Genomic DNA, 20,179 nt, shown 5'->3' with positions numbered 1-20,179 from the left:
AAGAAAGGAGGAGGTCAGACTATGCTTTGGACTATTATCATCGTTATTCTAGTTTTATGGTTACTTGGATTCATCGGAGACATCGCTGGAAACCTTGTGCATATCCTATTAGTTGTGGCTTTAATCATCCTGATTTATCGACTTATAACTGGCCGTAAATCTTAGCTGGGTTGGATGAAAAGTAATTTCATAATTGATATTAAAAGATAAATACCGTGGGGACATTATATTAAAATTACCGAGATCGTCCTATTTAATATAATGTCCCCAGTTATATAATCAGATACGATACATATGTAAATAAAAAACAATCAGTCGGATGGAAAGCGGAAAAGATGCCCCTAAATTAATCACACTATTAAAATTAGCAAATGTATTGCCTGAGAGGTAATCAAATTAATGATGAACAAGCAGCATCTATTTCAACTTTCGTACACCAAATCAGATAACGCGTCTTTGGTAGTCTTTGTATCTATCTTCTTTGAAGCACTCTTCATCCGCCTAAAGAAAAACACCCTCTCTATACGGAATGTGATTCTCGAAAAATCAAATCTTCCATATAAAGAGGGTGTTTTTTCTAGTTGAAAACTTCTTGCCTGCAAATACTAAACTTTATTAAAGTGCAGTCCAGCCGCCGTCAATAACCAGTTCAGCTCCAGTCATAAAGCGTGATTCATCCGATGCAAGGAACAGCACACCATATGCCACATCTTCCGGATTTCCGAAGTAAGGAAGCTGGGTGAATGTTTGATAATAAGGGGTTGCATCCGCAAAGGAATCTGCCGTCATTGGTGTTTCAATGATACCAGGGTGAACGGAATTGACGCGGATTTTATCTTTGCCATATTCTACAGCTGCAGATTTTGATAGAGATCGTAAAGCGCCTTTAGCAGCAGTGTATGGACTTGAACCAGCCATCCCAACAATGCCTCCGATAGAGGAAATATTAATCAGGGAGCCGCCGCCGGCTTTTTGCATTTCCGGAATAACGTATTTCATCCCGATAACACAGCCGTTTAAATTGATATCCATGACTTTATTCCATTCGTCCATCTCCATTTGTGCGATGGTTTTCGGACTGGATACACCTGCGTTGTTTACGAGCACATCAATTTTTCCATAATGCGTTACAGCTTCCTGGATAACTTGTTTCCATTCATCCTCTGATGTCACATTATGTTTTAGGCCGATGGCATCTCCGCCATTTTCTTTAATTTCGTTGATTACCTCATCTAATACGTTATCATTAATATCTGTTGCGACTACTTTTGCTCCTTCTTGTGCAAAAAGCTTTGCTTCTGAAGCTCCCATCCCATTAGCTGCCCCGGTGATAATTGCTACTTTCCCTGTTAATCGTCCCATTGTAATCATCCTTTTCCATAAATTATATACTCTGTCCATGCAAGCTTGTTACACACTCCTGTCTTGCCTGGTAGGAGAGTGTAGTAATATCTATTTTATTCCATGCGATCTGCAGCATTAAAGCTGCTGAATATCGTCCGGCCCCCAATAGGCATGCATTGTTGCAATTTTCCCGTTGGAATCAAATGTCATGACATCGGTGACGTCGATTCGGATTGGCTGGCCTTCCTTTTCTGTGTGAACCGCAAATGTAATGGCTGCTGCGTTACGATAAGATCCGCGCGGCGGCGCCAATAGCTCCAAGCTGGCGCCGGATATGCTTTCTTTGTAAAATGCTTCCACTTCTTTACGTCCTGTTTTTGGCGGTGTGCCAACAGGATCCTCCACACTTGCTTCATCTGAAAATAAAGCTATTAAACGTTCGATGTCGTTTGCGTTGAAAGCATCAACATATGCGTGTAATGCTTTTTTCATGGTGGCGTTGTCCATCAATACGATGCTCCTTTGCTTAATTGGAATGATCCTTTTATAAAGTCAACCCCCCGTCAACGGCAAGGATAGATCCAGTCATATAGCTGGCGCCTGGGGAAGCCAGAAAGGCAACCACATCAGCAATCTCATCTGGTTCGGACATGCGTCCTATAATCGGAAAGTCAATTTTCGGTGTGTTTCCGGTTTCTTCCCATGTTTTTTGGAAGCCGGATACCAAGTTTGTTTCCACACCGCCAGGACAGATTGCATTGATGCGGATTCCTTTATCGGCATATTCTTTTGCAGCTGATTTTGTCAAGCCGACCACGGCATGCTTGCTGGCAGAATAGACTGCTAAGCTGTGTTCCACGCGCAGTCCTGAGCTTGACGATGTATTGATAATTACACCGGAACCTTGTTCTTCCATGATTTTTAATACATATTTCATTCCCAGGAATACCCCTTTAAAGTTGATGGAAACGACGCGATCGTATTCTTCATCCGGGATATCCGCCAATAAATAAGGCTTTTGGATGACACCGGCATTGTTGAAGAAGACATCAATGCGGCCATAGGCTTTAACGGCTTCTTGTACATAATTCTGCACGTCTTCACTTTTGGAAACATCCGCTTTGACAAAAATGCCTTCTTCTCCTTGTTCCTTCACCAGGCGGAGTGTTTCTTCTCCGGTTTGCTCATTGAAGTCAACTAAGACTAATTTCATGCCCTGCTCAGCCAATTTAAGGCTGGAGGCGCGTCCCATCCCGCTTCCAGCACCAGTGATAACTGCAATTTGTTCTGCTTCAGACATACATCATTTCTCCTTATCTATTCTGTATTCTTTTAGATTATCTACCATTTTTTTATAATATCCATGCAGCTCATGTAATTCTTCATCGGAAAAATTTTTCCATAAGGAATCGGTCAGTGTGGAATACTTTTCATTGATTTGGTCAAGCACCTCGGAACCTAAGGGAGCTGTCAATTAATTGGATTCCCTTTACATATTTTTGCTTTTCAGACAAAGCTAATTTCACATAAGAACTGGGCTTTTGCCCATTTAATGAATACCTGCGTCAGCCTTCTATAACTTGCACCATATATGATATTATGATGAATAACAATGAAAGGGAGCGATATTCAATGGATTTAAAACTAACAAACAAAAAAGTACTTGTTTTAGCATCCAGCAGAGGCATTGGCAGAGAAATTGCCAATAGGTATGCGGAAGAAGGGGCTTCTGTTATAATTACCGGCAGAAATGAAGATACTCTGAAAAAAACAGCAGCTGAGCTTTCCAATCAGACGGGCAGCGAAGTAATTCCGTTTGTTACAGATGTTTCGAAAAAGGAAGATATCGCCCGTTTATTTGCTTTTGTGAAGGAACAGTTTGGCGTGCTTGATGTATTGGTAAGCAATGCAGGAGGACCGCCGGTTATTGATTTTGAATCCAGTGAGGAAACGGACTGGTATGATGCCTTTGAGTTAACCTTGATGAGTGCTGTCCGGGCGATGAAAGAAGCGATTCCTTTGATGAAGACGAATGGACAGGGGAGAATCTTATACATCGCCTCTACTTCTATTAAAGAGCCGATCAGCGAGCTGCTGCTGTCTAATATTTTTCGAAGCGGTGTCCAGGCTCTTTGCAAATCGCTGGCAGCGGATTATGCGGCAAATGATATATTAATTAATATCGTAGGACCAGGAAAAATTGATACGGACCGGTTACGGAGCCTCGATGAGAAAAATGCGGAAAAGAATCAGGTTGCATTAGAGGATTGGAAAAATAAAGTCCAGGCGTCGATCCCAATCGGCCGATACGGCACGCCGGAGGAATTTGCAGATGCGGCCGTCTTCTTAGGCTCCTATCGAAATAGGTATGTTACCGGACAGACATTATTGATAGATGGTGGTGTGGTTAAGGCTTATTGATGGTGTGATTTATCATTTTTAATGGTTTTAATTCAGCTAGAAAAAATAATCTGTTGGACAAGGCTATTCTATTTATAACGAATGTAAAAACGCTTCTTTCCTTTAACCTGAAGGTGGGAGCGTTTTTCTGTTGGTTTACTAATAAGCTTAAAAAAAGAGGGGGGTATTTTGTAGAGGAGGCAAGAGAGGATATCCTTGTTATGAAGGCCGGGATATAGCAATTTCCTATGGTGAACGTTCTGATTTAGAAAATATCAAACAATACACAGAACAAGAGCAACCAGACTTATGAGGTGAAAAACTCAGAAGAATGATTCCTGTGAGTGATTGTCTTGCTGTGAGATTGTTAAAAAACGTCACGCTTACTTCTGAGGCTCAACAGGTTCTTTTTGAATCAGCGTACTAAGAATCCTGCCTAATGCTTCAGATGGATCCTCTGAAGGCGGCACCCCATTTTCTTCGATGTTTTCAATGATTCCATTTAGCCGCTTGCAGCGCGAAAGTTGATTATTTAATTGCTTTTTAGAGATTTTTAAAAATAACGTTGTACCATCTTTGAATATGATATCACTTCCATCGCTTTTTTTTATGATTTTGGAAACATGCTGGTAAAAAATCCATACACACTTTTTATTGGAAAGCCCCTGCGTCGGAAATACAATAATTCCCCGGGCAACGCTGACGGGGACAGGGGTTTTTTGTGTATAACTTGTGTAATGAAGAACAGAAGCTCTTCTTCCAGCATAAGAAGACAGATTTTTTATGCAGTTCTGCTCAATGATTTCAAAGGGTTTTTCTTTGAAAGTAAGCATATGTTCATTATTTGATTCAAGGACTTTTGATGCGGATTTGGATGTTGTTCCTGGCAATATTGCCATGGTTTTCCCGGTTATTTCATAAATAGGTGCCATGACAACCCTCCTTATGTTTATATTTTTAACATATTATGTATCTCATAAAAATAGTTTACCATATTCAAAATAATAAATAAACATAAAATGTTTTTATTTTTCAAAAATTAATAACTATTATTTTTTAAAAATGAATTTTATAATTATTTCTATGCAATCAGAAAAATTACTGGACCTGTCTAATTTGTGTGCTTCTAAGAGGCCAATCTAGAATTTGCCTGCATAAAAAGAACCCCTCATAAAGCTTTAGCGCATTACGAAGAGGTTCTATTGCACATCTATTTCAACGAAACCTGATACCGGTATCAACTGCATCTGGTTAAGATGCTTCTTCAACCGCTTCATCAGGTATTTCAATGTCATCAACATTATTTACATCATCATAGTTTACAAGAATATTTATATCTACATTGCCGGTTTCATTTTCAACGGAGAGGTTGTATTCTAAATTCTCAATATAGAAATCCTTCTTGTTTACTTCAAAGGTGTAATCTAAAGTCATGTCCTCATCAGCAATATCCGAACCGCCTAACAGAATATTGAATGGGCCTTCAAATGCTTCATAAATATCCCGTTCAAAGCCATCATAATGAAAGGTGTAGGTTCCGCCTTCCGAATCAAATTCAGCATAATCAATGACAGCTTCCAGGACAGAAACAACCTCTCTGTAGGATGGGCTGAATAAAGGTTCATTTTCTTCCGCTTCTCTCACTACCCAAGGATTATCTGCTTCCTGTGTATAAATTTCCTCGCCGGCACGATACGTTTCGATGGAGGTTTCTTCTCCATCCGCTTCCGCTGTAGAAATCTGATGCAGTGCTGCAGGGTCCTCTGTCACTTGAACTTCTATGTTATAGCTTGTCGTTCTGGTAAGGTCAGATGTATCAATTGTAAAGTCAGCTGCGTATTGATTCACATCACGATGGGAACTTAGTACATTTTCAACAACCTCATCTTCACTTGCTTCCTGAGAACAAGCAATCAAAAAGAATAGCAGGGAAATAGAAAGCAAAGTGTATATCTTTTTCACGTTTTCACCACCTTTCTTAAATATGGGTAAATTATCTCAAACTCTAACTTATAGTCTATAACATTCACAAAGGTTTTGTAAATTAGCTGCAACATCAAAATGTATGCGATTTTTTCTTTATTTTGGGAAAATAAACCTTTTCTAACTCTGGAAAGGAAAACGATTGTTAGCTATTTTCCCTTTTCTCCTCCATGAATTGCGTAAACAGTATTTGAATATATTTTCCCTTATCCTCTAATTCGGTATGCAATAAGGCGTTCTGATAGGAATTCATGACGCTTTCCATCAAAAATAAATTGGGATTCTCTAATTTGAGCTGTTCTAGTAAAAAGTGATGATAATATGTCAGTTTATCATTTTTCAGCTTGTCTACTCTGCAGTTTAACGCTGTTAATATTTGCTGTAATTCCACTTTGCTGTCTTGCTCTCCAGCATCCTTTATCTGATGGTAGGGGAGAAAATAGTCAGCCTGTAAAAAGGGCGGATGTAAGTTTGCTCGTTCAATCTGCCCGAGAGCAAAATAAACCGTTTCTTCTATCGGAATTTCTGTTTTGTTGATATCCATTAATATTTTAGAGGTTAAATGGATGGTGCCAAAGCAGGTAACCGCATCGTCATAGGCGTGTTTTTGTTTCTTAGCACCGAACACGTCACAAATCCGTTCAGCCATCCACGTGACTTCCTCCAGGTATTGCTGGTTTAGGAATTCTTTTAATTCTTGATGTGCTGTATCTGAACTGGCCAAAGAAGCGAACAAGGCCATCAGGTTATGTTTTTTATCAATATGAAAACGGGCAGCAATCTGTTTAACAAAAACCTCTTTGTCTGAGGAGGATTTTCCAAGAGCAAGCTGATGGCGGTCGTGGATAACTTCCTCCTTGATAAATGACAAAATGGCCATTAAGCATTCCGTTTTGGAAGAAAAATAATTATAGAATGTTCCTTTTGATACATTGGCTGCTTCTAAAATATCCTGGATTGGAGTCGCAGAAAACCCTTTCTTAATAAAAAGCGTTTGTGCAGCTTCAATAATTTGTTTCTTTTTCTTGTTCATGTAACCGTCCCTTTATATAAAATTTTGCGAAAATAGAATAGGTGTACAATATTTATGATAGTCTACATCCCTTGATATATCAACATTTTAAAATCATTGAAAGATTTATGTTGCATTTATTGGACTACAGGTATAAAATAGTTAAGTCTTAAGTGAGAGGCTGCTTTGAAACAACAAATAAATGTTTTTTAACCCTCTTCTTAATGCCGTTATTTGTATGTCAGAAAAGCACTACGCAGCATAGAAACGTATTTCAGTGCAACAAAAATTTTAACATAACAGACAGAAGGAAACATGATTTTTCCTATGGAGAGAAAGTGAGGGTATATAATGACAGACATAAAAGAAATGCATAAACAACCGCCTTACGGGATGATTGCTATTTTATTTATCGGGGCGTTTGTAGCTATTTTAAATGAAACATTATTAAACGTAGCACTGCCTTCAATAATGACAGAATTTGAAGTAAGTCCGACTACGGTTCAATGGCTGACGAATGGATATATGCTTGTGAACGGAATTCTTATTCCGGCAAGTGCGTTTTTGATTCAGCGTTTTACAAATAGAAAGTTATTTTTAACCGCAATGACATTGTTTACATTAGGTACATTAATAGCGGCTATTTCACCGACCTTTTCCATTCTTTTACTGGCAAGGTTGATTCAAGCAGCAGGATCAGCAGTAATGATGCCATTGCTTATGAATGTCATGCTGACTGCTTTTCCAATTGAAAAGCGCGGTACGGCAATGGGAACTTTCGGTCTGGTAATGATTGTGGCGCCGGCGATTGGGCCAACATTATCTGGATGGATTGTGGAGCACTTTGATTGGAGAACGCTATTTTATGTGGTCTTCCCAATTGCTGTGATTTCCTTATTAATCGGCGTATTCAAGCTGAAAAATATTACGCCCCAGCGTGGTATCAAGCTGGATGTTCTATCAATTATTTTGTCCAGCTTAGGATTTGGCGGTTTATTGTATGGATTTAGTTCAGCAGGAGATTCAGAGATGGGATGGAGTCATCCGGCTGTCTATATGACATTGATTGTTGGTGTAATTAGTATTGTCGCACTGATTCTTCGTCAATTACGTATGGAAGATCCAATGCTTGAGTTCCGTATTTTCCGTTACCCGATGTTTGCCTTATCTTCAGCCATTTCTGTTGTATTGGCAATGGCATTATTTTCAGGAATGATTTTAATTCCGTTATATGTGCAGACTGTCCGCGGATTTACACCATTTGAAGCAGGGCTGCTCATGCTTCCTGGCGCGCTTGTGATGGGGATTATGTCGCCGATTACCGGACGTTTATTCGATAAATTCGGTGCCCGTACATTAACGCTTGTCGGGCTTACGATTACAGGTGTGACAACGTACTTCTTTACACAGTTGGATTTAGAGATTACGATCACATCGCTTATGGTCATTTTTGCGCTTCGTTCCTTTGGAATGTCGATGGTAATGATGCCTGTTATGACAAATGGGCTAAACCAATTGCCGATGCATCAAAACCCGCACGGCACGGCGATGAACAATACGCTGCAGCAGGTATCTGGAGCTATCGGATCGGCCTTGCTGATTACGGTGATGAACAGCCGGACGAACAGTGAGGCAGAATCGCTTGCTGAGGAAGCAATGAAAAATATAGATCCGTCACAAATGCCGACTGGTGCAGCAGCAGAGCAGATGCAGACAGAAATAATGAATGAGGCAATGCTTCACGGCATTAACTTCTCGTTCTTTATCTCCTTGTTGATTATCGGTTTAGCATTTATTCTGGCGCTGTTTATCCGGAGAGTAGGCACGGACGGGAAAATCATTACAAAATCAAGAGCAAAATAAGAAAGCAGAAAACTATCATCTGATGGACGGGTGATAGTTTTTTATGCATGGAGACGTTTTTCGCATGTTAAACTAAGGAAAGGGTTATTCATTTGATTTAAAATCTGATCAACAAAGAAAGCAGGAATAGAATGATTCACATATCAAAAGTACATAAGCAAGGCAGTGCTCCGACAAATGAAGATGCCTATGTAGAAAATTTGGGAAGAAAGCTGTTTGCAGTGATTGACGGGGCAACTGGAGTAGGAGGCTTGCCAGGGAAAATAGCAGCAGAAACCATGCAGCATCGCTTAGATAACACGAATACTGGTGCTTCGTTCATCGACTTGATTCATCAAGGAAATAGAGATTTGGCGGAGAGGACAAAACAGGAGCTGGGTCAGGAAATCAATGCCATTTCAAAAGAAAAACGCAGCACCTGCGGGATTGCAGCAATACAAATACATGAAACGTATATGGAGTATGCACAGTCCGGGGATTGCATGATTTTTGTAAAGTATCAGGATGGCGGAATACAGGCGCTTTCCTATGATCATGTTATGCGACTGGATGAAAAGGTAATCTCTGATTTATATGAAGCTATTTCCGAGAGAATCGGCGCAGATGTCAGTGGAGAAGCTTTTCAAAAGGTCTATCAAGAGGAGAAAGAACAGATTATTCCTGCATTGGCAGCGAATCGAAGGAAGTTAAATACAGTTCAGGGTTACAGCATTATGGATGGTACAGCGGAAGCGATGGATTTTTTAAGTTATGGAAGAATTCCGCTTCAACAGGTGGAAAAGGTTCTGCTGCTTACAGATGGGATGCAGCTCTATGGAGTGGATGGCGATGTTTGGAGAGATACGGCAATGTATGCGATGGAGTATGGCATTGAACGGTTGTTGAAATATGTTGTACAGCAAGAAGAAAGCGATATCTATCTGCAAAGGTATCCGCGGTTTAAGTATGCTGATGACAAAACGGCAATACTGTTGGAATGCAGCGATGAAGAGAGAGGTTTCATCGAAAAATCGAAATAACCTGGCAGCAGTTCATTTCCCCGGAAAGTGATATCGCTACAATATGCAACAAGAGAAGTGCAAAGCGAAGGAATAGGGAAACTGCTTGAGGAAGTTCAATAAAAGAAGCTATACTAAAGGAAGCAGGCTTCATTTAAAAGAATAGAGCAACAGGTAACAATAAGAAATTTTAGGGGAAGCAAGATTTTTCTGAGGAGGATCTGTATGTATAATGAACCACTTTTTTTAGAACCGGTTTTGCAGGAAAGAATTTGGGGAGGAACGAAGCTTCAAACAGAATTCGGTTATTCGACGCCTTATGAACGTACGGGCGAAGCGTGGGTTATTTCCGCTCATCCGAACGGACCATGCCAAATCAAAAATGGACCGCTCGAGGGCAGGACACTTCAAGATGCGTGGGAAAACCATAAGGAATTATTTAATAGAGCAAAGGCTGCAGGAGAGACGTACCCGATTTTAGTTAAAATCCTGGATGCGAATGAAAATCTTTCTGTTCAAGTTCATCCGGATGATATCTATGCCCAGAAACAAGAGGGCGTTCCTTATGGAAAAACAGAATGCTGGTACGTACTGGATGCGGAAGAAGGAGCAGAATTAATCTTGGGCCATCATGCCGACAGCCGGGAAGAGCTGAAGCAAGCAATGGAAAACGGTGAATGGGATACGCTGTTGAAAAGCGTACCTGTAACTGCAGGAGATTTTGTCTATGTGCCAAGCGGAACCATTCATGCCATTGGTGCAGGAATTGTCATTTTAGAAACACAGCAAAGCTCGGATATTACGTATCGTGTCTATGACTATGACCGCACGGATACCAGCGGGGAGCCAAGGGAATTACATCTCGAACAGGCTGCTGAAGTAACCAATGTACCTCATGAAGATCCGAGTGTGGGAACACTTCAGGAAGCAATAGAGGATTTGACAGTCCAAAAACTTGTTGAGGAAGCTTATTTTACGGTCTATCATTGGGATTTACAAGGAGACGCCATGATGGAAAGAGATAAAGATTTTCTGCAGGTGAGTGTGATCAAAGGGGAAGCTTCGATTTCGATAGATGATACATCCTTTGCTATTGAAAAAGGAGATCATTTTGTTATTCCTCATACGGTAAAAGCATTTTCTTTAAAAGGAAATGCGGAGATGGTTGTGTCTCATACGTAGCAGGTGAAGGGCATTGAAAAACAACCTGTGTTTATTGAGCAGTCTGAAGTGAATGAAGGGGAAACAAACATTTCCTGGTAATTAATAAATGAAGAAAAGAAATGGAGCTGTACACTCCTGTATCTGTATGCAGCTCCATTTCTTTTACATTCTTATGTATGCGAAGTAGATTTTATCTTTGTGACTGTTCTGGCAATATCGTCCGCATCACAAATAATGCGCGAGATCGTTTCTGATATTTCTTTCGGACTTTGATGCATTCCAGTTTTTATCCATTCATTTAATACTTCTATCGTACCGGAAACTTGAAAGGAAACATTATACTTTTCGAAATCAGCATTTTGAAGGACGCCATGCCGCTTTCTGTCTTCCAGTTCTTTTTCTGTAATTTTTTCTTTTACTTTTGACAGCAGCAGGCTGCTTCTTTGCTCATTCATAAATAGTTTAAAAATCTTCTGGTTTTGAAGAATAGCTTCTGCTACTTTTTCCATAAATTCTGTTAGCGTAATAGACTGACTGCCGCCGTATAGTTCATCAATCCACTGCAAAAGCTGATGTAATAATTCATTTTCTAACTGGTTGTAAAGGTCGAATATATCTTGGTAATGTAAATAAAAGGTTCCCCGTCCTATATCCGCTAAATTGGAAACTTCTGAAACGGTTATTTTCGTTAATTCTTTTTCTTCCAGGAGCGTTAAAAAGGTATTTTTAATTGCTTTTTGTGTTTTTTTCGTACGTCGGTCTGCCATCTTTTTCATCCTTTCTAAACACTATTTGAGAAACTGTTTATTTATTTACAGATGAACAGAAATTGAATATTGTTCCTTTATTAATGCGATTATATAATACATGTATACATTAATAAACAGATGTTCATAAAAGTATGTAAGAAGAGGCGGATAACATGGTTCAAAATAAACGTTCTACAGCAAAAAATATTGTAATTATTTATGCATATCCAAATGATAACGGATTTAATTCCGCTATTTTTTCAACCGTAGAAAAGAATATTTCATCAAAGCATCATGTGAAGGTTATTGATTTATATAAAGATAAGTATAATCCGGTTTTATACTTTGATGATACACATAAAAGAAGAAATTTACAGTTCGATGAAGAAGTAAAAGGATATGGAGAAATAGTGTCATGGGCCACGCATCTTATTTTCATTTTTCCAATCTGGTGGGGCGGAATGCCAGCTATTTTAAAGGGATTTATCGACCGTGTTTTTGCAAAAGGATTTGCATATGAATATAAAGGTATTGTACCAATCGGTCTGTTGAAAAATAAAACAGCATGGATTATTACGACGCACGATACACCGGCAATTTATGCGAATCTCGTACAGCAAGATTATGGAAAAGTGTTAAAGAAGCAAGTGCTTAAAATGTGCGGCATTACACCAACAACAGTACATACCATGTCTTTTTTAAGATATACAAAAGAAAAGAGCAGAAAAAGGTTTTTACAGCGAATGACAAAAGAAGCGCAAAAAATCTAAGTAATGCTTGAAATAGAAACTGGAGGATTATCATGCAATCGACGAAATACTATTTAGAAAAAATGAATGTAACGAATATCAATATAAAGGTTCTTTATAATTATTTAGAACAGGAATTTGGCCGGGGGGAGTTATTTCCCCGTTTTGTGATACGGCATAATTTCAAAAAGAGCATTTGGGAAGCTGTCTATCTTACGGATGGGCAGGAAAAATATGGCTATGCTATTTATCAGAAGGCGCCTGGGTTTAAAGGTGTTTTTATTGCATATCTGGCTATTCTTCCAAAATATCAATCAAAAGGCCTTGGCAGTGAACTCATTCGTCAGTTAAATGCGTTGTTTCCTGATGGTATTTTACTGGAGGTGGAGGATCCGGACGCTGCGAAGGATGAGAAGGACCAGGCAACGAGGCTTCGGCGAATCCGCTTTTATGAAAGAAATGGGCTGGTTGTGAATCCGGATATGAAGGTAAATACGTTTTTTGTCCCATTTCGAATGATGGATAATTTAGGTGGGACAGAGGCTTATGATATTTCTTTTTATCAAAAGCTGTATAATCGTATTTTGAGATTGCCGTTAGGGAGTATATTTATTAAGGAGAATCGGTAATATGCCATCATGCAGGTAAATGAAAGAAAGAACTGTGTACAGCTTGATTAGCAGCAAAAAAGAAGTCGGAGCTCTGTTTCCGGCTTCTTTTTTTAAATTTCACAGTCTAAGGATGAAAAAGAACTTTCGCAGCGTCTATTTCTTTATGAATAAGCTGTTGGAAAATCTCAGGACCTTTCTCCAGCGGAAGATGATGAGAAATCATCGGCTTTACATCTAGCTGTCCTGTTTTCATATAATAGAGTCCCGTAGTCCATTCCTTCCCTGGAAAAGGTGCAGATAATGCATTCCAGGCACCTAAAATCTGCAATTCATTTCGGACGATCTTTTCAAAATAATAGCGGTGGAGGGTAATATCGCCATAGGGAATACCTAAGTATAAAACCTCTCCACCTTTTTTAGGGAGTGCTAGCACCTGCTCGCTTGTCAGGGGAGAACCTGCTGATTCTACGGCCAGGTCAACACCAGAGGAAGCGGTATGTTTTTTTATAACCGTTTCTGTATCTTCTTTCAGCGGGTTAATCAGAATATCAGCGCCCAGCTGTTTAGCGATTTTTAGTTTGTTTTCATCCATATCAATGGCGAAAATGGTTGCCGATCCAAAAATTTTTGCCCACTGCACGGAAAGAAGCCCAATACTGCCAACGCCCATGATTGCTACTGCTGCACCTGGCTGGATAGAGGTACGGTAAAAACCGTGCAGCACGACAGAAGATGGTTCCAGCAGGGAGGCAGTGTCAAAATCAATTTCATCCGGGAGCGGCAGCGCGTGAGATGCAGGCAAGACCACGTATTCGGCATAAGCTCCCGGCTGTTTTGCGCCAATAACCGTCAGGTCTGTACAGCGGGTTGGAAATCCTTGTCTGCAGTAGATGCAATTCCCGCAGGCAAAGGTCGGGCAAGCAGCTATGCGGTCGCCTTCTTTCCATTGTGTTACCGCACTGCCCATAGCAGCTACCACTCCTGAAAATTCATGGCCAAAAGTGGTTCCTGGAACATAAGGACCAAGCTTTTTGTAGCGGGATAAATCTGAACCGCATATGCCGGCGGATTGTACCTGAATAAGAATGTCCTCTTCACGAATAATTTGAGGAATAGGTGTATCTTCTTCATAACGTAAATCCTCTGTATCGTATAAATTTAGAGCTTTCAAGTCAGAACTCCTCTCTAATGCGATTGATTTGATTTCTTACTTCTTTTTACTAAGAAATAGGCAGCAATACCAACGACAATGGAATTGAAGATAACCTGGTATTCAAAATAAAATTGACTGATGCCGCGCATTGGACCGAGCATAAAATCTAAAAACATATCAACCATATTAAAACCTCATTTCGATTTATATTTCAGACACTTTAATCATCCAGAGGGGTGAGCATGACTTTTATGGCTTTCCCGCTTTTTATTGCCTGGTAAGCTTCATCCCACTGATTGATAGAATATTCATGTGTTACGAGGCTTTTTGCATCTACTTTGCCTTCTTTCATTAATTGGATGGAGGGTTCCCAGTCAGCAGGCTTTTGACTTCTGCTTCCGACTACCTTTATTTCCTTTTGAATGACTTTTTCCATATCAAGGGAAACCTGAGCTTCCGGGAAAATACCAATTTGCGCATAGTGTCCTTTTTTTCTTAATAAATCAAGACCTTGATTGGCAGCGTGAATCGATCCGGAGCACTCTAAAAGCACATCTGCACCGTACCCATCTGTCAGTTCATTTACTTTGTTTTTCAGGTTTTCTTTTTGAAGGTTAATGACATAATCGATGCCAATTTCGTTTGCTTTATCCAGACGAATCTGATCATTTGTCAGGCCGGCAATTAAAACGGATGCACCATTGCTTTTGGCTACTTGAGCTGCGAGTAAGCCTATTGGACCCGGCCCGAGAACAATGACTAAATCACCCTCGTGAATTTCTGTTTTTTGGATAGCGTGATATGTGCACGCCAAAGGCTCTGTCATTGCAGCAGACTGGTCATCCACTTCTTTTGGCAGGTGGTGAAGGCTTTCTTCACGCGCGATAAGATACTTAGCAAAGCCGCCATTTATTTGGCTTCCCAATCCTTTACGGTGATTGCATAAATTGTAGTCTCCTGATTGGCAATACTTACATTCTCTGCAGATATAGAAGGTAGTTTCTGATGTCACGCGATCTCCTACTTTAAACTTGGTAACGCCATCTCCAATCTCTGCTATTTCTCCAGAAAATTCATGTCCTAAGGTAACTGGAGCCGCGACTTTATAATGTCCTTCGTAGGTATGGATATCGGATCCGCAGATACCTGCCCAAGCTACTTTGATTTTCACATGATGACTGGATACAACAGGTTCCTCTACATCTTGCATGTGTAAATTCCCATGTCCCAGTTCTGTTTTTACAAGAGCTTTCATGATCTATTCTCCTCGTATTATATATTTTCAAATCAACTATATAGAAAAGCAGAAAAAAGATGATAGAATCTCGTTTCATGAAAGAATGAAGATACCTGGATAATATTTCGTAATACTATTATTTTCTGCTAGTTCCATATCAAAAGTAACTACTGATACGAATCAATCTTTTCATTAATTAAATAAGTCAAAGAATCTCCAGATTACCCAGTTAACGATATTACCTCCCTGGTCAATGCTGGACACCTGTGCAGAACCTTCCGGAAGATTAATGTCTGCACTCATTGCCATATCCGTGAACAATGGAGCGATATCCGTTGCTACATAGAGAGAAACCGCTATCATGAACGAGCCGACGATAACAGAGTGAATAATATTTCCTTTAGAAGCTCCGACAACAAAAGCTATAACAAATGGAATGGTTGCCAAGTCTCCAAAAGGAAGCACGGCATTACCTGGTAAAATAACAGCAATCAAAACAGTGACTGGCGTTAAAATCAAAGCCGTAGCAATAACTGACGGATGTCCCAGAAGAACAGCAGCGTCCAGACCGATATTGATTTCACGGTCGCCGAAATGTTTATTGAGCCATGCACGTGCTGATTCGGATACAGGCATTAATCCTTCCATCAGGATTTTTACCATTCGCGGCATCAGTACCATAACGGCAGCCATCGAAATCCCGATATTGATAATTTCACCGACACCGTAGCCGGCTAAAGCGCCAATCGCAGCACCAAGAATCAAACCGATAACCATGGAATCCCCAAATACCCCAAAACGTTTTTGGATGGAGTCTGGATCGGCATGAAGTTTATTGAGACCAGGAATTTTTTGAATTCCTTTAACCACAAAAATAAAAGGCGCATACGAAATCGTACTTCCTGTCGCCACGGAGACGCCTGGCATTTCATAAAAATCACGTACCATCGGCTGCGTCCAGTCTGCTATTTTTAAACAGACAATTTGGAATAAAGTTGCCGCAATCAGTCCTTGCACGATACTGCCGGATACGGTATAAACAATCGCGCCCATAAAGGTATAATGCCAGAAGTTCCAAATATCAACGTTCATCGTTTTCGTTGTTTTTGTTAATAGCATGACGACGTTTACAACTAATCCTAAAGGAATAATAAAAGCAGCAATCGTCGATGCCCATGCAATAGATGAAGTAGCCGGCCAGCCAATATCAATGGTATTTAAGCTGACGCCGAGTCTGTCTACCATTCCTTGTGCTGCAGGGCCGAGGTTTAAGGTCAATAAGTCGATGACAAGGAAAATACCTACAAATGCAACACCAATCGTCAGCCCAGAACGAAAAGCTTTTCCAGGCTTTTGGCCGAATAAAAGTCCAAGTAAAAAGATGACAACGGGCAAAATGACAGTAGCTCCCAAGCCTAGAAATGCTTGTATAAAATCAACAAATCCTTGCATTAGTTTTCCCTCCTATGGGTTAGGATGCTGCTCTATCCCTTAACAAGAACAGAGCAGCAAGATATTATTTTAATAATTCTTCTAAAATCTGTTTCTTTGTATCTTCTACACCAATTCCTGTCAGGAACGTACGGGCGTTGATAACAGGGAAGGAATATTCCTTCTTTGTCATTGCAGTAGTAACCAATAGATCTGCTGTATCTTCATAGGTGCTTACTTCTGCAATCCGGATTTGTTTTAAATCTATTTTTACGCCATTTTCTTTTGCTAATTCTTCAATCGCATTATTCACTACAGTGGATGTAGCAATTCCTGCTCCGCAAGCTACAAGTACTTGTTTCATAGCTTCTCACCTCCTTTAAAGTTTGGCAGGTCCAGCTTGTCAGCCAGTTGTTTCTGCATTTCTGATGCATTATCTGTCTGAAGTAATTGATTGAGAAAGTTCTCCTCTTGAAAAATCTTCATTAAATCCTGCAGAAGCTTCAATTGTGAATGAGGCTCATCCATTGCCAGCATAAATACGATTTGAACAGGAGTGGTCTCCGATTCTTCTCCCATAATGACAAAATCTACTGGTTTTTTTAAGGTAGCTATACTGATGGTTTTATGATTAACATGAACAGCATCTGTATGCGGAATAGCCACAGATACTCCAGCTGTCGGTAATCCCGTTGCAAATTCTTTCTCTCTTTCTACAATTGCTGGAATAAAGCTGTCTTTGACATACTGATGTTTTGCTAAATTTTCTCCCATTTGCTGAAGAACTTCTGTATAATCAGCTGCCTCTAAATGCATTAAAATAACTTCTTTATCAAAACGTAATTCACTCATGAAATAACACTCCTGCCTTAACTATTGATCAATGATATAATCTTGAATCAACTTGTGAATATATTCTTTGGAACTCGCTTGCGTCAGTTTAGGTAACAGACTGGGCGAGGAAGCAATCTTCATCAGCTGCATCAGTGCATGAATATGCTGTTTTTTGTCTGCTGCAGCAATCATAATCATCAAGTGAATCTGATGATTTTCTTCCCCGTACGGCACGCCGTTACGAATTTTTAACAGGCTCATGCCAACTTTTTTGACACCTTCCTCCGGTGTAGCATGTGGAATAGCCACGTGTTCGCCAATCGCAATATACGAATCTTCTTTCGAATGCTGGATGGCTGCATCAATATAATGCGGCGTAATGTATCCATTTGTAAGCAATGGAGCTCCGCATAACCGAATGGCCTCATCAAAAGAAGCGACAGATTCTCTCAGCGTAATATGATCCACTGTCAGAAAATCATGTAAATCCTTTTCTTCTGCTGCAGCGTCTTGTTTTGTAACGGAAGCATTTTTATCCCTGTGGATAAAAGCATAGAGTTCCTTCCGCAGACTCTTTTTATCGGAAATATTTGCATACAGCTGAATTTTAGCCATCAAATCATCTACATTGATTTCATTCGGGATGTAATCATACACCTCTAGCATGACCTGTTTACGAATACGCTGTTTGTCTTCCGTACGCAGAATCGGTTTACAGATAAATAATTTTTTATCTGTTTCTAATGAAACAGGCGAGAAAACAATATCGTAATCCAGCTCGTAATGTAAAAACTCTCTGACAGACAGCCAATCCAGAAATACGAATTCAGGAAACAACTCACGAAGCTGCTGGAACATTAAACGGGAAACGGAAATTCCCCGCGGGCATACGACCAGTGCTTTTATTTTCTGAGCCATGCTTTCTCCCTGTTTATGCATCCAGCCGCTAATCAACATAACAATATAAGTGATTTCATTTTCGGGAATCTTGCTTTCTATCACTTCTTCAAGCGGTGTAATTGCTAAATGGACCAAATGGCGGATCTGTTCGAATTCTTCATTATCGTTATCTTCAAAAAGAATGGAATCTGTCAGCTGATATTTGATCCGATAATATGCTGGTGTTAAATGCTGCAGAAGCTTATCAATCAACTGTTTTCGATCGTGAAAATTGATGCAGGCATTCTTTTCAAAGAGCCGGACCATTTTATCAATGGCTGGTACCAGGTCAGGAATGTAATCCTCGGCCATCCATGAATTTCGGTGGACGCTTCCGGTTAACAAATTGAGCGTAATAAAGATGCGTTCAGGTGTCGGCAGATTTTTGTCATATAGTATTTCTTCCGTTGCTTGATACTCCTTTGTATTGGAGAGTTCATCATAGCGGATAAATAAAGGCTTAATCGAATATCCTTTTTGAATTCTTCTCAGGATTAAGACAAAAATAGCTGGAAGTGTCATCATAATTTCATCAGTGAACTGAATGGTAAGCTTTTGTTCAACCCGCTCTAAACGGCGCTCGAACTGTGCAAGCAGCTCATCCTCAAGCATCAGAACTTCCTGCAGTTTACTCTTGTTGTCATCATGCAGGATTAATTCATTTGCGAGTCCTATCATCATTTTACGGGCTTGAAATTCGTTTCCTGTAATCTGATATCCGTCTTTTCTTGTATGCTGGATTTCCAATTGGTAAGCATTCAACAGCTTCTGCGCATGCTTCATATCATTTAGAATAGTGTTCTTGCTGACGTCTAACAGGTTCGTTAACCCGTTTAATGAAATTGTTTCTGTTCGCCCTAATATAGCCATGGTAAGAAATTTTACCCGATCCTGCTCTGACATGATTCCATCCTGGAATTTGGAGTCTGCAACAGCGTCTTGCTTCACGGTTGCAGTTAAAATAGATTGATCAATAATAAATTGACCTTTCTTGGTTCGTTCAATTTCGGGTAAACGGCTATCTTTTAACCACGTATTTATTTTTTGAAAGGTGTAGCCCAGCTGTCGGCGAGAAAGATTATATTTATCTGCGAGCTCTGAGCTTGTAATACATGTGTCATTAATCAATGCGTTAAAAATAATCTCTTCTCTTTCTCCTAACACAATGCCGCCTCCTTTGATTAAAATCATAACAATTGCTAAATAATAAGTGAATGCGTTTACATCACAAAATAGAGAATTATCTTTGTATTATATTGTGATAATCCATCTTGTCCTATCTTACTTAAAATTTTGAAATGCTAGAAGTAACAGGAAAACAAACTGGTAATTTATTTTAACCGGAAAAGGAATTTATCATAGAGAACCATCCGTAAAAAAACCTGTAAAATGACGTTTGGTTTTGATAGAAAGAGGAAATATCACTCTTTTTGGAGGAGGTGGCATAACAAGAAATGTAAAAGGTAGGTGTATTGAATGCTTTGGAAAAAGACGGGGAGTAATTTGTGTGAATCAGCTGGAGAATGATTTAAATCAGATTGAAAGTAGAAAAATAGAATTAAGGTAAAAGAATGACGCAATAAAATGGCAAGGTTTAGGATGTTAACATTAAATTATTACTTATTTCGATATCGTTTGTAATAAACTATTAATATTTTTGTAACTTATTGTTTGGTAAAATGTGCTATTATTGAATTTGTCGAATATTTATA

General features: G+C 39.6%; 23 protein-coding genes. 8 read left to right on the top strand and 15 right to left on the bottom strand.

What is annotated here, in order from left to right; all coding sequences use genetic code 11:
- Nucleotides 1-21 precede the first annotated feature (21 nt).
- Together MKY45_RS19480 and MKY45_RS23325 are read left to right on the top strand one after the other, a co-directional pair.
- A complete protein-coding gene (locus tag MKY45_RS19480) occupies nt 22-165 on the top strand; it encodes a lmo0937 family membrane protein (protein ID WP_193064652.1) in 144 nt (47 codons plus the stop codon).
- A gap of 145 nt (nt 166-310) precedes the next feature.
- Nucleotides 311-391: a hypothetical protein gene (locus tag MKY45_RS23325; protein ID WP_445667644.1), complete on the top strand. Its 81-nt coding sequence runs from the start codon at nt 311-313 to the stop codon at nt 389-391.
- Between the two features lie 224 nt (nt 392-615).
- On the opposite strand, the gene MKY45_RS19475 is transcribed toward MKY45_RS23325, so the two are convergent.
- From MKY45_RS19475 to MKY45_RS19460, 4 genes are all read right to left on the bottom strand, one after another.
- Nucleotides 616-1,362, bottom strand: coding sequence for an SDR family NAD(P)-dependent oxidoreductase (locus tag MKY45_RS19475; protein ID WP_042529828.1), 747 nt, complete (start codon nt 1,360-1,362; stop codon nt 616-618).
- Nucleotides 1,363-1,479: 117 nt separating this feature from the next.
- Complete coding sequence (locus tag MKY45_RS19470) at nt 1,480-1,851, bottom strand: nuclear transport factor 2 family protein (RefSeq protein ID WP_193065461.1); 372 nt, start codon at nt 1,849-1,851, stop codon at nt 1,480-1,482.
- Between the two features lie 37 nt (nt 1,852-1,888).
- The gene (locus MKY45_RS19465; protein ID WP_341173261.1) at nt 1,889-2,644 is read right to left on the bottom strand and encodes an SDR family NAD(P)-dependent oxidoreductase; all 756 of its coding nucleotides are present in this window, start codon (nt 2,642-2,644) and stop codon (nt 1,889-1,891) included.
- A gap of 3 nt (nt 2,645-2,647) precedes the next feature.
- The gene (locus tag MKY45_RS19460) at nt 2,648-2,818 is read right to left on the bottom strand and encodes a hypothetical protein (protein WP_212928909.1); all 171 of its coding nucleotides are present in this window, start codon (nt 2,816-2,818) and stop codon (nt 2,648-2,650) included.
- Between the two features lie 158 nt (nt 2,819-2,976).
- On the opposite strand from MKY45_RS19460, the gene MKY45_RS19455 reads away from it, so the two are divergent.
- Nucleotides 2,977-3,765, top strand: coding sequence for an SDR family oxidoreductase (locus MKY45_RS19455; RefSeq protein ID WP_341173260.1), 789 nt, complete (start codon nt 2,977-2,979; stop codon nt 3,763-3,765).
- 362 nt (nt 3,766-4,127) lie between these two features.
- Here the strand turns inward: MKY45_RS19455 and MKY45_RS19450 are convergent, their stop codons facing one another.
- From MKY45_RS19450 to MKY45_RS19440, 3 genes are all read right to left on the bottom strand, one after another.
- The gene (locus MKY45_RS19450; RefSeq protein WP_212928907.1) at nt 4,128-4,676 is read right to left on the bottom strand and encodes a competence protein ComK; all 549 of its coding nucleotides are present in this window, start codon (nt 4,674-4,676) and stop codon (nt 4,128-4,130) included.
- A 319-nt stretch (nt 4,677-4,995) separates the two neighbouring features.
- Nucleotides 4,996-5,706, bottom strand: a complete 711-nt coding sequence (locus MKY45_RS19445) for a DUF6612 family protein (protein ID WP_332094494.1) — start codon at nt 5,704-5,706, stop codon at nt 4,996-4,998.
- A gap of 166 nt (nt 5,707-5,872) precedes the next feature.
- Nucleotides 5,873-6,760 (bottom strand): TetR/AcrR family transcriptional regulator, encoded by an 888-nt coding sequence (locus MKY45_RS19440; RefSeq protein ID WP_341173259.1) that lies wholly within the window; start codon nt 6,758-6,760, stop codon nt 5,873-5,875.
- 330 nt (nt 6,761-7,090) lie between these two features.
- Here MKY45_RS19440 and MKY45_RS19435 point away from each other — a divergent pair, with 330 nt between their 5' ends.
- From MKY45_RS19435 to manA, 3 genes are all read left to right on the top strand, one after another.
- A complete protein-coding gene (locus MKY45_RS19435; RefSeq protein WP_332094492.1) occupies nt 7,091-8,602 on the top strand; it encodes a DHA2 family efflux MFS transporter permease subunit in 1,512 nt (503 codons plus the stop codon).
- 131 nt (nt 8,603-8,733) lie between these two features.
- The gene (locus MKY45_RS19430; RefSeq protein WP_341173258.1) at nt 8,734-9,621 is read left to right on the top strand and encodes a protein phosphatase 2C domain-containing protein; all 888 of its coding nucleotides are present in this window, start codon (nt 8,734-8,736) and stop codon (nt 9,619-9,621) included.
- 204 nt (nt 9,622-9,825) lie between these two features.
- Nucleotides 9,826-10,782 (top strand): mannose-6-phosphate isomerase, class I, encoded by a 957-nt coding sequence (manA, locus tag MKY45_RS19425; RefSeq protein WP_341173257.1) that lies wholly within the window; start codon nt 9,826-9,828, stop codon nt 10,780-10,782.
- Nucleotides 10,783-10,934: 152 nt separating this feature from the next.
- Here the strand turns inward: manA and MKY45_RS19420 are convergent, their stop codons facing one another.
- The gene (locus MKY45_RS19420; protein ID WP_256705057.1) at nt 10,935-11,531 is read right to left on the bottom strand and encodes a TetR/AcrR family transcriptional regulator; all 597 of its coding nucleotides are present in this window, start codon (nt 11,529-11,531) and stop codon (nt 10,935-10,937) included.
- A 155-nt stretch (nt 11,532-11,686) separates the two neighbouring features.
- Here MKY45_RS19420 and MKY45_RS19415 point away from each other — a divergent pair, with 155 nt between their 5' ends.
- Both MKY45_RS19415 and MKY45_RS19410 read left to right on the top strand, forming a co-directional pair.
- Nucleotides 11,687-12,283, top strand: a complete 597-nt coding sequence (locus MKY45_RS19415; protein WP_256705056.1) for an NAD(P)H-dependent oxidoreductase — start codon at nt 11,687-11,689, stop codon at nt 12,281-12,283.
- A 32-nt stretch (nt 12,284-12,315) separates the two neighbouring features.
- Complete coding sequence (locus tag MKY45_RS19410) at nt 12,316-12,891, top strand: GNAT family N-acetyltransferase (protein ID WP_341173256.1); 576 nt, start codon at nt 12,316-12,318, stop codon at nt 12,889-12,891.
- Nucleotides 12,892-12,997: 106 nt separating this feature from the next.
- Here MKY45_RS19410 and MKY45_RS19405 read toward each other — a convergent pair whose 3' ends face one another.
- From MKY45_RS19405 to MKY45_RS19375, 7 genes are all read right to left on the bottom strand, one after another.
- Complete coding sequence (locus MKY45_RS19405; RefSeq protein ID WP_256705054.1) at nt 12,998-14,044, bottom strand: galactitol-1-phosphate 5-dehydrogenase; 1,047 nt, start codon at nt 14,042-14,044, stop codon at nt 12,998-13,000.
- 14 nt (nt 14,045-14,058) lie between these two features.
- Complete coding sequence (locus MKY45_RS19400) at nt 14,059-14,211, bottom strand: hypothetical protein (RefSeq protein ID WP_175296999.1); 153 nt, start codon at nt 14,209-14,211, stop codon at nt 14,059-14,061.
- Between the two features lie 35 nt (nt 14,212-14,246).
- Complete coding sequence (locus MKY45_RS19395) at nt 14,247-15,281, bottom strand: zinc-binding dehydrogenase (protein ID WP_341173255.1); 1,035 nt, start codon at nt 15,279-15,281, stop codon at nt 14,247-14,249.
- Between the two features lie 174 nt (nt 15,282-15,455).
- A complete protein-coding gene (locus MKY45_RS19390; RefSeq protein WP_193065475.1) occupies nt 15,456-16,715 on the bottom strand; it encodes a PTS galactitol transporter subunit IIC in 1,260 nt (419 codons plus the stop codon).
- Between the two features lie 64 nt (nt 16,716-16,779).
- On the bottom strand, nt 16,780-17,058 hold the full coding sequence (locus MKY45_RS19385) for a PTS sugar transporter subunit IIB (RefSeq protein ID WP_256705052.1): 279 nt from the start codon (nt 17,056-17,058) through the stop codon (nt 16,780-16,782).
- On the bottom strand, nt 17,055-17,546 hold the full coding sequence (locus tag MKY45_RS19380) for a PTS sugar transporter subunit IIA (RefSeq protein WP_256705051.1): 492 nt from the start codon (nt 17,544-17,546) through the stop codon (nt 17,055-17,057). Before MKY45_RS19380 ends, MKY45_RS19385 begins: the two co-directional genes overlap by 4 nt.
- A 21-nt stretch (nt 17,547-17,567) precedes the next feature.
- Nucleotides 17,568-19,631 carry a BglG family transcription antiterminator gene (locus MKY45_RS19375; RefSeq protein ID WP_256705050.1) on the bottom strand — a complete coding sequence of 688 codons (2,064 nt, stop codon included), beginning with the start codon at nt 19,629-19,631 and terminating at the stop codon, nt 17,568-17,570.
- Nucleotides 19,632-20,179 lie beyond the last annotated feature (548 nt).

The organism is Oceanobacillus sp. FSL K6-0251 (genome assembly GCF_038004725.1).
Lineage (GTDB): Bacteria > Bacillota > Bacilli > Bacillales > Amphibacillaceae > Oceanobacillus > Oceanobacillus oncorhynchi.
Note: the sequence above shows the minus strand (reverse complement) of the source record. Positions and strands in the feature narration are given on the sequence as shown.